The organism is Terrilactibacillus tamarindi (assembly GCF_009718825.1).
Classification (GTDB): Bacteria; Bacillota; Bacilli; order Bacillales; family Sporolactobacillaceae; genus Terrilactibacillus; species Terrilactibacillus tamarindi.
The window spans coordinates 79,609-92,046 of record NZ_WNHB01000005.1 but is presented as its reverse complement, the minus strand read 5'-3'; the positions used below and the strand labels follow the sequence as shown (position 1 = coordinate 92,046).

The window sequence follows — 12,438 nt, the reverse complement described above, 5'->3', positions numbered from 1 at the left end:
TTGCACTAAAATAATTTAGTTATAACACTTCTCGAATATGAGAAGTCATACTCTCTTTATTACTTATTAAGGTAATATTTTGGGATGGGTTTGAAGTGCCAAAAGTAGACCCAGCTTCAACAACTGTGTTACTTGTCACAATCGATCGTTCAATCGTCACATTTTCTCCTATCGTGACATTCGGCATAATGACCGAATCTTTAATATTACATCCCTTTCCGATCTTAACGTTATATGAAATAACAGATCGAATAACTTTACCAAAAACCATTGACCCTTCGTTTATTAATGACTGTCTAATTTCAGCCTCTGGAGAGATATATTGAGGTGGATGATTAGCATTGCCAGTAAGTATCTTCCAGTGAGGATCATTTAAATTCAATGGTGGCTTTTCTTTCAATAAATCCATATTTGCTTCCCACAGACTTTCAATCGTACCAACATCTTTCCAGTAATCAGAGAATCTGTAAGCGTAAATTCGACTTTTATCTGCTAACATCTTTGGTATGATATCTTTGCCAAAATCATTGGATGAATTTGGATCTTGATCGTCTTGAATTAAGTGCCGACGTAATGACTTCCAATTAAACAAATATACCCCCATGGATGCTAGATTGCTTTTTGGTAAACTTGGTTTTTCATGAAACTCTGTAATTCTATCTTGTTCATTGGTATCCATAATGCCAAAGCGATTGGCATCATGCCATGGTACTTGAATGACGGCGATCGTCGCTTCAGCCTGTTTTTCCATATGAAATTCTAATAATTTATTATAGTCCATTTGATAAATGTGATCTCCTGAAATAACCAAGACGTATTCAGGATCATTCTGGTCTATGAATTTGATATTTTGATAAACGGCATTAGCCGTTCCTTTATACCATTGGCCACCATTTTGGCCTCGATAAGGCGGAAGGACGTACGCTCCTCCAAATTTTCGATCTAGATCCCATGGGCGACCATTTCCCACGTAAGTATTGAGAAGATGAGGCTGGTATTGCGTAAGCACCCCAACCGTGTCAACCCCTGAATGCATGCAATTACTTAATGTGAAATCTATAATACGGTATTTACCTCCAAAAGGAACAGCGGGTTTCGCTAATGTATTTGTCAATTCACCTAATCTTGTTCCTTGTCCCCCTGCTAATAACATGGCCATCCATTTTTTATTTGTCATAAATAAAATCCTCCCTCCTTCGTCTTTTTGTTTGTTTCATGAAGATGCTCACCCCCAATGGAGGAACGGTGACTTCCATGCTGTACGGTTGATTATGGTAGGGTTCTTTTTCCACCCTAATCGATTCAGCATTATATTGCCCAGAACCGCCAAACTCTTCTAAGTCAGTATTAAATACTTCTAGGTATTTTCCAAAAGAGGGAACGCCAATTCTAAAATTGTGGTAAACAGTTTCTGTAAAATTACATAAGACGATGCAATAATCACCTTTTCTTTTTCCTCTTCTAATAAAAATTATGATGCTTTGTTCATTATTATGCGGGTCAATCCACTCAAATCCTTCAGAAATATGATCTAATTTCCATAGACAAGGCATTTTTTGGTAAAAATGATTGATTGTTATAAAAAACTGATTAAACTTATGATGAGATTCAAAGTTTAGTAAGTTCCAATCCAATTGTGCTATATCTTTCCATTCGTCGAATTGAGCAAATTCACTTCCCATAAAAATAAGTTTTTTACCAGGATGGGTTAAGAAATAAGCATAAAGTAACCTTAAGTTAGCAAATTTTTGCCAATAGTCACCCGGCATTTTATTTAATAAAGAACGTTTCCCATACACAAGTTCATCATGGGAGAATGGAAGAATATAGTTTTCTGAAAAGGCGTAATACATGGAAAATGTCAACATATTATGATGGTGACGCCTGTCTTGTGTGTCTAGCTGCATATAACGAAGCAGATCATTGACCCAGCCCATGTTCCATTTATAGTTAAAACCGAGCCCTCCTTTATCCGTTGGATAGGATACCAAAGGCCAATCGGTGGCTTCTTCTGCTATCATTAAGGCATGTGGATAGTTTTTAAATACCACTTCGTTAAGTTGCTTTATAAAAGCAATTCCTTCAAGGTTTTCATCTCCACCATACTTATTTTTTAAAGCGGACGGTAACGTATGGTCATGATTTAAATAAATCAAATAAGAAACAGCATCAATACGGAAACCATCAATATGATACTTATCCATCCAAAAGATCGCATTTGAGATTAAGAAACTAACCACTTCGGGTTTATGAAAATCAAAGTTATAAGTCCCCCACAGTGGTCGTTCTGAACGCATAGGATCTTCCGGTTCATAAAGCGCCGTCCCATCGAATTGACCAAGCCCATGAGCATCTTTGCAAAAGTGTAAAGGGACCCAGTCTAAAATAACACCAATCCCTTTTTGATGGCATTGATCGATAAAATACATAAAATCCTCTGGTTTACCGTATCGACTCGTGACAGAGAAATATCCTGTAATCTGATAACCCCAGGATCGATCATAAGGGTGTTCCATAACTGGCATGATTTCAATGTGAGTAAATCCATGCTTAAGAACATAGTCAATCATTTGATCTGCGTCTTCCCTATATGAATAAAACTCTCCATTGTCCTTCTTTTTCCAAGAACCGAGGTGGCATTCGTAAGTTAACATGGTTGAATGATACGAGTCGTATTTTTTGCGATCTCTGATCCATTTTTGGTCGTGCCATTCATAATGATCTAATGAATAAACAACCGAAGCCGTGTTAGGGCGTAATTCAGAGAAAAACGCGTATGGATCCGCTTTCAAAATGGTCTGATTTGTTGGAGTTACAATCTCATACTTGTATATGTCACCTTCGACTAAGTTAGGTATAAATAATGTCCAAATCCCTGAATGCACATTAGTCATTCGATGATTGATTCCATTCCACTGATTGAAATCACCTACAACAGAGACATGCTTTGCATTCGGTGCCCAAACGGTAAAGCGTACACCAAGAATATCTTGGTCTGTTATAACTTGGGCGCCAAATAGCTTATAACCCTCATACAATGTTCCTTCATGAAAAAGATAAATATCCTCTTCACTGGGAAGGATGTCTTGCTTATTTTCCAGTAATTGACTCAATTATTCCCACCTCCAAATCCCTTATTAAATCTTATATTAATGATTCTACGAAAGTATTCAGAATCCTTTGTAATTTATCATCTAATTTTGTCGAATCCGTTATTTATTAAAAATTATTTTTTCAATAAAATCGGTGTTGAAATTTATATTTAGTCATATGATAAATATCAAGAAAAACTTATGTCGTCATAATATGGTACTAAGTAAATAAAAAAACGCTTAGAACAGATAATGTTCTAAACGTTTTCTTACTTAATCACCTGAAACTCGTGGATTCTATGTCTGAACAGCTCGATAGGTGAGTGAATATTGTATGCGATTAATTAAGATATAGGATAGTGCAACTGACCAAGCAAGAGGTGTATTTTGATTAGGAATATTTTTCCCTCCAATATATAGTTCAGGAACTGCCCAGTCTTCTGGAACGATTTTTTTAGTTTTTTCAAAATACTCTTCAGCTTTGTCAATCATGCCGAGTTCGTCATAGCACAGTCCAAGCCATGGGAAAGCAAAACACCATTCAGCTTCTGCACCTTCATTATAATACTGGTCATTTTTATAACGGATACAGCCATACGTACGTTCAAGTTGCGAGGTCACATTTTCAAGAATAGTCAATGCCATATCATGACTTACCAAACGATACGGATAGATTAACGATAAGAGAGCTAAGTCCGTTTCTTTTGTTTCACTTTCTCTAGGGAGTAAGTGATTGAGTGTTTCCTCACCTTTTTTAATAAGGTCGTCCTTCACGTTGACAATCAATTTGACAGCTTGAAGTCCAGCAACACAAGCACCGACGCTCGAGGCATGCACCTCCATATTCTCTTCCCACATGCCATTATCTTTTGCAGTCCAGTATTCTAAGCATTCAAGATAGTCTACTAGCTTTTGGATTATTCGTATATCATGATGGTCACGTATCACTCTTTGCCCATTCTTTACACCTTCTCCTATTCCCCAAAGAAAAGCACCTATTGCATCATTTTGAGCATGACCCCATTCAGCATTCATTTCTTTGAGATCCCTAGAATAACGAGAATGAATATATTCATAAAGTTGAACAGGTTTTTTATTTCGATGAATATCTATTTTCCATTCATATTTTAAGAAAAGGTCTAATAATGCATGATATGCCTTTTCGTATCGTTCAGATGGTTTTTGAATAAAAGGTAGTACAGAATAAACAACGTCTCTAATCCAAACATAGCTATAATCCTTCGATAGGCTAGCCGTATAGGCCCCATTGGGTAAACGCATTTGATCGAGTACTTTTAACGCTTGATCTGTATTCATCATCAAAACACCTCCACTATTTTTTACCTTAATTTCAGTGTTGACAAACCTCATTTTTTTAAACAAATTAAAGCGCTTTCAAAAATATTTAATTTCTTTATATTTCTAGTTTATGTTGTAACCTTTAAAAATGATTATACATATACCATAATAACAGCAAAAATACGCCCTTTTTTATCCCGCCTTAACGGCAAGTAAAGACCCCACCTCAAGATTCTGAGTATTCAAAGAAGATAGGTGGGGATCAACTGCCCGTAAAGGTCCGATTGGTTCAGCTAACCATCAGTGGGGGATGAAGAAAACCCCCACTAATGGAAGCTTCACTTTATGAACCAAAACCTCTTTATTATTACTACTTTGTTTTTGTACTTTGAGTATCAGATAATAAAGAAACGAGATGAAACTTCGTTATTAAAAATAAGGGGACTAGGGATTCTGTTTGGAGAATTTTTCCATCGCTTTATGGCTCCACTTGAATGATTTTACATATTGCGATATGATGACTAGCAATAACGAACCCAGTATAAAAGGAGAACGCAACGCATGAAAAAACTAGGATTAATCCTCCTTGTCATCATTTTGTCGACAACGTTTACTACATTCATCATTTTATCAAAATCTAATGATGGAAATGTATCAAAACATAAGCAGAGCAAAACTCATGAAACGATTAGTGCTAGCTTTGACCATTCCAAAATTCAATTAAAAAAGAAACATTCCTATCCCGTCGTCTTTGTACATGGGTGGACCGGAACTGAGGGTTCCTTTCGATCCATGCTCAATCGGCTGACATCGGTTTATGAAGGCCCTGAAAGAGCACTCCTTATCTATGTGAAACCGAGTGGCGAACTGATCGTACATGGAAAAATAACCGATCAACGTATTCCACTTATCCAAGTCGTCTTTCAAAATAATAAAGGCTCTCTAGATAACCAAACAAAGTGGCTTGAATCAACCATGCAATGGTTAAAGCAAAAGCAGCACATTCAGACGATAGACCTTGTTACGCATTCATTTGGAGGTAAAACAGCCACTTACTTTCTTGAAACAACATCAAAATCGAGAAATGACTATCCGTATGTACATAAATTTGTCCCTATTGCAGCTCCATTTAGCTGGAGAGATGGACCGCAAGACGATTCTAAATTAACTGTCGACCAAATGAAAAAAACGAGTGTACTATACCCTAAACGTGATCAACTTCCACATGATTTAGATGTTTTAGCCATTGGTGGTGAAATAAATAAGACTGAGGCTGGAGATGGAACCGTAAAGCTGAAAAGTGCCTTTTTAGGTCGCTATATTTTTACACATCAAAAATATCAAGAAAAAACCGTCACCGGACGTATGGCACAACACAGTAAGCTTCATGAAAATCCCAAAGTAGATGCTCTGATTGCCGATTTCTTATGGGGTATAAAATAAAGTTTCCATCAGTGGGGGGCTTTACTTGCCGTTAAGGTGGGATAAATAAGATGATATACATCAAAAAGGGAGTCCTAGGACTCCCTTTTTTTACGTTCGTTTCATCTTTTTATGTTAATGTCTTGATCATTTTTTTATTTCTCGTATATAAGGAGCCGGATCGTAGTTATCTATTGGCATAGTTAAATCCAGACCCATCACACTTTCTGCTAGTAACTTTCCAACTAATGGACCTGTTGTTAATCCCGATGCCCCAAGACCATTGGCTGTTAAGAGATTAGGATAACCCGGTACTCTTCCTATAAAAGGTGAAAAATCAGACGTAAATCCTCGAGAACCTACTCTCCACTCTTTGATCTCTCCTTCAGCCAGTCCAGGGGCAAAACGAAGAGCTTGGTGTAGAATATCATATATACTTCCTACAGTAGGTGAAAGATCAAATCCTTTATGCTTTTCGTGGGTTGCCCCTATAACCACTTGTCCATGTTCAAATGGAACTATACTTTGACCAATTGGAGGCAAAATAACTGGCCAAACACCCGTTTGTTTATTGTTTAATCTTAAATGTAATAACTGGCCCTTTTGGGGCGTAATATCCGTCATTAATCCAAGCGGAGCTAATAGATGTCTTTCCCAAGCGCCGGCGGCAATGATGACCTGATCAGCGGGTATGATGCTTTCGATCGTATGACAACCTACCCCATCTACAACACCATTTGTTTGACAAAGATTGGCAAAGCCATGTAAGACCGATGCCCCTTGTTTAACAGCGGCCATTTCTAAGGCATTCCGTAGTGCCCTACCGTTAACTCTAGCTCCTCCAGATATCTTTAACCCCATAAAATGGTCTTTCAATAATGGAAATTCCTCTTTAGCTTGATCATGTGTTAATAACGTAATTTCACCGATTTCTGGAGCATCTTTCCGTCTGCTTTCGGCTTTCTCGGCTAGGTCAATGAGTAATTGTTTATCATCACGAATACACATAGCCCCTACTTGCTGAAAACCTATGTCATGATGAACTTCCTTCATTAGATTTATCATCAGCTCACGATAATATCTTGCCCCTTGTTTGGCTAACTCGTACCATACTTTATTTCGCCGTTTTGATAACCAAGGACAAATAATACCCGCTGCTGCGTCTGTTGCCTGACCTGGATCTTTTTGATCAATAACGGTCACGTCATAGTTCTTTGATTGACTTAATGTATAGGCTGCACTCATCCCAATGATCCCGCCGCCTATGATTACGATTTTCTGCATATCATTCATCTCGCTTTATAATCTTCTAGTTTCATTCTATCATAATAATAGAATGGTATTTAGTAATTGGATATGTCTTGTCGTTAGGAAGGAAGTCAATCTAATTCTTATTAGATGATTAATCTAATAAGAATTTAAAGAAAGAAGGTATAACACAGTGATAGAGGATCATCAATGGTTATCTAATCTACCTATTGAAAGTATACAGGATGTTAAACGTGTGAGTGGTGGAGATATTAATGAAGCTTATTTAATTGAGACGACTAAACAATCGTATTTTTTAAAAATCCATCGTCACATGAAAGCTCATTTTTTTAAAAAAGAAGCTTATGGACTTAATTTATTAGGAAAAAAAGTGCGGACTCCGATGGTCTATGATGTTGGACAAATAAAAAATGATGCGTATATCCTCATGGAAGCCATAGAAAGCGGTCCTCGTAATGATGCTCTTTGTGGACGTGCTCTTGCTCAGCTGCATACGGATACCCAATCATATTTTGGTTTATCTGAAAATAATTATCTGGGAACTTTACCACAATCGAACGGGCCAGATGAAAACTGGACTTCCTTTTATATCCATCAACGATTGAATCCTCTTGTTAAGATGGCAAAGGAACAGGGATTTTGGAACCGGCAACGTGAAAAACTCTTCGGTAAGTTTATCGATCAATTTAAAAATGAGGATAGAGCGGTGACGCCAAGGCTATTACATGGAGACTTATGGAGCGGTAATGTCATGTTCACAACTCAAGGCGAGCCAGTCTTCATTGATCCTGCTGTTTTCTATGGTGACCGCGAAATGGACCTTGCGATGACTAAGTTATTTGGTGGGTTTAGCGACGCATTTTATGCATCCTATCAAAAGGCTTTTCCGTTAGAATCTGGATGGGAAGAAAGAGTTCCTGCCTATCAACTCTATTATTTACTCGCGCACTTAAACTTGTTTGGTGAAAGTTATGGTGGATCAGTGGATCGTATCTTAAGGGTCTGTAATGGTTAAAATTTTAGCTTGTAAATCAAAATTTGAGGTGCCATATTTAACACCCCAATTAAGCACTTATTTCAATCTATGAAGAAGCATGGATATAAATCGATCGCTATCGACGTCTAATGCGACATCCATGTTTTCTTGTTGATTTAATTGAAAACGCAGATCGCAAACGGTTTGTCCATCACATAAAGAACTTTCGGTTTCGACATCTACATAGAGACTTTCAGTTTGAATCATAGTTGGATCAATAGCGACGCCTACCGCCAGTGGATCGTGCATAGGGCAAGCTGTGATCACTTCATCAAACTGTCTGAAGTTCATATAATATTGAGCACTTTTATGAATAAAATCGTAATAACGAGATCCCTTTAGTTCATCAACATGGTAATCATGTAAAAGAGTTTTCATCGTCACATCTAGCCCTACCATCGTTAATGGTATTCCTGAATGGAAAACAATCTTTGCCGCTTCTGGATCGGCATAAATATTAAATTCAGCAACAGGGGTAACATTCCCTTGTGTTTTAGCGGCTCCCCCCATGAAAATAACTCTCTTAACATCTCTTGCAAACGTAGGATCTAATTTTAAAACATGGACAAGATTCGTTAAAGGAGCGGTCATAATGAGTGTGACTTCATTTGGATAACGATGGACTTGATCAATGATAAAATGAGCCGCATGCTTTGATGAAGGCTTTGCGCGTAATTCCATATCCGTTAATGCTCCGCCAAGTCCATCATTACCGTGTACACGGTGTTCATGAAACTTTTTTCTAAGGAGCGGTTCAAATGCACCAGGATAAACGTTAATCTCCTTTTCTTTCCCTACCATTTGTAAAACTTTTAAGGTATTTCGAGTGGCTTGTTCAAGAGATACATTTCCGCTTACGGTTGTAATCCCTAATATATCTAACTCTTCTGATTCTGTTGCCAGCATAATGGCAAGAGCATCATCGATTCCTGTATCGACATCCAGTATTACTTTTTGCATTCAATGTCCCTTCTTTCTTTTTATGTATCTATTATTAATGAGATGATGAAGGATATGTAGTAATCGTTTTTTTATTTTTATGAAAAAATACAAAGCTTATTATACCAATGGGTCTATGGGTTGGCAATCCTTTTAAGACACTTAGAAGTAAACCAAAAACGGCTGTTAAATAAACAGCCGCTCATCTTTTAATTTTCAACTTATTTTTTATTAAGTTACACGATATTTTTCAAAGATCAAGATCCAGCAGGGTTACTTAAGCTGGTCTTTTTTAAGTCCCTTAAATGTTAGTTATTATCTCGGTTTGCAAAAAGTATAAGGATAAATCGCAAAAGTTCCATAAAGGCAACGAGCGCGGCTGCGACATACGTTAAAGCTGCAGCATTTAATACTTTACCTGCTTGGCGTTCCTCTTCTCGTTTAACAATCCCTAGACTAACAATCTGATCACGTGCCCGGCTTGATGCGTTAAATTCAACTGGTAGAGTAACCAATTGAAATAATACAGCAAAGGCAAAAAATATGACACCAATTAACGCAAGATTAAATATTTGGAGTAGAAATCCTGCAAAGATCAAAATATACGATAAACTTGATCCCAAATTAGCAAGAGGAACAAGTGCATGTCTAATTCGAAGTGGAGAATAATTTGTTGCATCTTGAATTGCATGCCCTACTTCGTGTGCAGCGACAGCCGTTCCTGCAATAGAATCACCATGATAGATCCCTGAAGATAATCGAACAACCTTACGTGAGGGATCGTAATGATCTGTGAGTGTTCCGGATACTTCTTCAATGGTCACATCATACAATCCATTGTCATCTAGGATTTTTCTTGCGACTTGTGCGCCTGATAAACCGGTTGAATTAGGAACTTCTGAGTATTTGGCATAGTTTCTACGAACACGACTTTGTGCCCACATAGGGATCGCCATTAAAATAACCATATAAATGAGATACTGCACAATTCCCATGATTGACTTAACCTCCACTATTTTATTAAGGTCAATTTTAGTCAAATATTGTCCTTTTGTCAAATTTTCAGCATCATCAAACGTGCTTTCCCTTTTGTATTAATTTTCTTTTAATCGCTTTTGGGTTCCTTCTTAATTTACTAATTAAAAGCAGCGTTATTAAAATTCCGCCACTAATATATATTATGGGAATCCACTCAATTTGAGAATACGATTGTTGTGTTTTCTGATTAAAAACAGCCTGTAAATCTTGTCGGAGTTGATTTAATTTTTTTACACTATCTTTATCTTGCCTTATTGTCATCCGATTATTAGATAATTGGTCGACTTTTTCATTGACTTGTTCAACTTGATCAGAATTCTGATCGATCATCATCGCTGGATAAATCGTCTGATACTGATCAAGAAACAGATTTAATTGATGCTGAAAATGTGTCCAATCCTTTTTTTCAACGGAGTTCTGCATTTGATTGGCGTATTTCATCACTTTAGGTGTTAATATTTTCCACATTGGATTAGAATCGGATTCAATTGCATCGATGGCTAGTCGAAGTTGAACCACGTTACGTTTTTTTTGTTTGTCACTAATATCTGATTTAATGGTTTGGCGCGCTTGATTTAATGAAGAAGTGATGATTCTTTGATCTAAATCTGGAATGGGTGTTATATCGACAAGCATGGACCACTTTTTATTGAAATTTTTTAAAAGATCATCGATTTGTCCATATTGTCCATTGTTGGCAAATTGATAGGATTGATCAGATAGGTCTTCAAGTTCTTGCCAAGTTTGAGCAATCGTGTTCTCATCTTCTTTAGCCAAGACACTATGTGGCAATAAGAATACTAATACAGTTACTAAGCATAGCATAACACTCTTCATATTCCCGTGTCCCTCCTCTTATGAGAAGTATATGGCTAAAGGGACAAGAATAGACTGTAATATTGATGATCTGTCCTTTCGATAATCGCTTGATCATTCCATCTCTAACTGACATAATTTAAACAGAGCCTGCAATTGATCAAGTGAATACATCAAAAAAAGCCATTCTTGATTTTTTCAAAAAATGGCCATTTTTTATAGGTTAATGAGGAAATTTTTATTTTAAACTATCTCTTTCTTGTTTGAAATCGATTGAATATTTAACCGGACGCTTTGTTAACATATAGATACAGATCAGGCTAATAACACTTAACCAAAACGTACTATAGCCTATGATCTTCATATTTTCCTTGAGATAAGGGTACCAAGGAGCCATACCAAATATGTAATCAATAAAGTCATTATGAAATAGCCAAAGTGCAGCCAAAGCAAATTGCCATCCTTTAAAATTAAAAAACTTAGTGTATAGCATCCCTTCTATAGCCATAAAAGCATGTGAGATAATCAGCATGATTTCTGTCGATTGGATGGGATAACCAAAGTGAGCACTTACCGCATTCATACCGACAGCCCATAACCCATACTTGACTAAGCTAACCATCGCTAATCCTTCAAATATAAGCGAACGCCGGTGAAATAGAATAAAAACGATGGCAATGCAGAAAAAGAGAGTAGCCATCGGACTATCAGGTACAAAGATCAGATATTTAAAGGGTGTATCATCTAATTGAAATTTATACCACCAAAAGCCATAAACGGTTCCTAAACCATTTATTATCAGTAATATAATAAGAAAAAATTTCTGTTTCATGAGGTAGTAAAGTAATGTCATTCTGATCCCTTTCTAAAAAGCACATGAAATATATGACTATATGAGCGTTGGATAGTTTGCTTTTAGTTCTGTTAAAGCCCTTGATAATTCTTCAAATTTTCCTTTATCAAATTGATCTAGCGCCTTATTAATTTCTGCATCTAATTTTCGTTTTTGAAATGAGACTTCTGCTTTTGATAGAATTTGTTCTACACAATGACCGTATCGATGATGTATATAAACATCAGCATTCGGGCTTTCTTCCATAACAGCAAGAAATTCATCCGTTGGTTGATGAGACGAAAGATTCACTTGGATATAGATCGGCTCTTCTTGATTTAATCGAATATCATGAAAAGCTCTTTCTGGATCGGTAGTTCTTACTTGATGTTTAATATACTCAAATGGGTATGAAGATGTCCACTTCTCAGACAAGATAATTGAACGTGATAACCCTTGTGCATTATCGACAAATCGAAAAATTTTTAACAAGTCGTCTTCATCCATGACATAATTTAATAGCCATACTGTTTCACGGCTTCTTAATTGACGTCGCTCTATTAACCATTTTAAAAATTTCCGTTTTTTTTCTAAAGAAATTAATTGTTCCAAAGACCTCATCTCCCTCCATTTATTTTTGACAGCATCATTACGGGTCAAATGGATAAAACTCATTAAAACATACAAACAATTTC

At 36.7% G+C, this 12,438-nt stretch carries 11 protein-coding genes; 2 read left to right on the top strand and 9 right to left on the bottom strand.

Annotation, left to right across the window (positions count from 1 at the left end; all coding sequences use genetic code 11):
* Positions 1–19 precede the first annotated feature (19 nt).
* The 3 genes from GMB86_RS04580 to GMB86_RS04570 all read right to left on the bottom strand — a co-directional run bounded on the left by GMB86_RS04580 (position 20) and on the right by GMB86_RS04570 (position 4,409).
* Positions 20–1,177 carry a glucose-1-phosphate adenylyltransferase gene (locus GMB86_RS04580; RefSeq protein WP_155217273.1) on the bottom strand — a complete coding sequence of 386 codons (1,158 nt, stop codon included), beginning with the start codon at positions 1,175–1,177 and terminating at the stop codon, positions 20–22.
* Positions 1,167–3,113 carry a 1,4-alpha-glucan branching protein GlgB gene (glgB, locus tag GMB86_RS04575; protein ID WP_155217271.1) on the bottom strand — a complete coding sequence of 649 codons (1,947 nt, stop codon included), beginning with the start codon at positions 3,111–3,113 and terminating at the stop codon, positions 1,167–1,169. The genes GMB86_RS04580 and glgB overlap by 11 nt, the downstream gene beginning before the upstream one ends.
* A 276-nt stretch (positions 3,114–3,389) precedes the next feature.
* Positions 3,390–4,409, bottom strand: coding sequence for a glycoside hydrolase family 15 protein (locus GMB86_RS04570; RefSeq protein WP_155217394.1), 1,020 nt, complete (start codon positions 4,407–4,409; stop codon positions 3,390–3,392).
* Between the two features lie 543 nt (positions 4,410–4,952).
* Here GMB86_RS04570 and GMB86_RS04565 point away from each other — a divergent pair.
* The gene (locus tag GMB86_RS04565; protein WP_155217269.1) at positions 4,953–5,834 is read left to right on the top strand and encodes an alpha/beta hydrolase; all 882 of its coding nucleotides are present in this window, start codon (positions 4,953–4,955) and stop codon (positions 5,832–5,834) included.
* 126 nt (positions 5,835–5,960) lie between these two features.
* Here the strand turns inward: GMB86_RS04565 and GMB86_RS04560 are convergent, their stop codons facing one another.
* A complete protein-coding gene (locus GMB86_RS04560; protein WP_155217267.1) occupies positions 5,961–7,097 on the bottom strand; it encodes an NAD(P)/FAD-dependent oxidoreductase in 1,137 nt (378 codons plus the stop codon).
* A 157-nt stretch (positions 7,098–7,254) separates the two neighbouring features.
* Here GMB86_RS04560 and GMB86_RS04555 point away from each other — a divergent pair, with 157 nt between their 5' ends.
* Positions 7,255–8,097: a fructosamine kinase family protein gene (locus tag GMB86_RS04555; protein ID WP_329602754.1), complete on the top strand. Its 843-nt coding sequence runs from the start codon at positions 7,255–7,257 to the stop codon at positions 8,095–8,097.
* Positions 8,098–8,154: 57 nt separating this feature from the next.
* Here the strand turns inward: GMB86_RS04555 and GMB86_RS04550 are convergent, their stop codons facing one another.
* The 5 genes from GMB86_RS04550 to GMB86_RS04530 all read right to left on the bottom strand — a co-directional run bounded on the left by GMB86_RS04550 (position 8,155) and on the right by GMB86_RS04530 (position 12,355).
* On the bottom strand, positions 8,155–9,078 hold the full coding sequence (locus tag GMB86_RS04550) for a nucleoside hydrolase (protein ID WP_155217265.1): 924 nt from the start codon (positions 9,076–9,078) through the stop codon (positions 8,155–8,157).
* A 287-nt stretch (positions 9,079–9,365) separates the two neighbouring features.
* The gene (locus GMB86_RS04545; protein ID WP_408033830.1) at positions 9,366–10,046 is read right to left on the bottom strand and encodes a zinc metallopeptidase; all 681 of its coding nucleotides are present in this window, start codon (positions 10,044–10,046) and stop codon (positions 9,366–9,368) included.
* Between the two features lie 82 nt (positions 10,047–10,128).
* Positions 10,129–10,932, bottom strand: coding sequence for a sporulation protein YpjB (locus tag GMB86_RS04540; protein ID WP_155217261.1), 804 nt, complete (start codon positions 10,930–10,932; stop codon positions 10,129–10,131).
* 217 nt (positions 10,933–11,149) lie between these two features.
* Complete coding sequence (locus tag GMB86_RS04535) at positions 11,150–11,743, bottom strand: DUF1405 domain-containing protein (RefSeq protein WP_408033829.1); 594 nt, start codon at positions 11,741–11,743, stop codon at positions 11,150–11,152.
* A gap of 57 nt (positions 11,744–11,800) precedes the next feature.
* Positions 11,801–12,355, bottom strand: coding sequence for a YpiB family protein (locus GMB86_RS04530; RefSeq protein WP_196220123.1), 555 nt, complete (start codon positions 12,353–12,355; stop codon positions 11,801–11,803).
* Positions 12,356–12,438 lie beyond the last annotated feature (83 nt).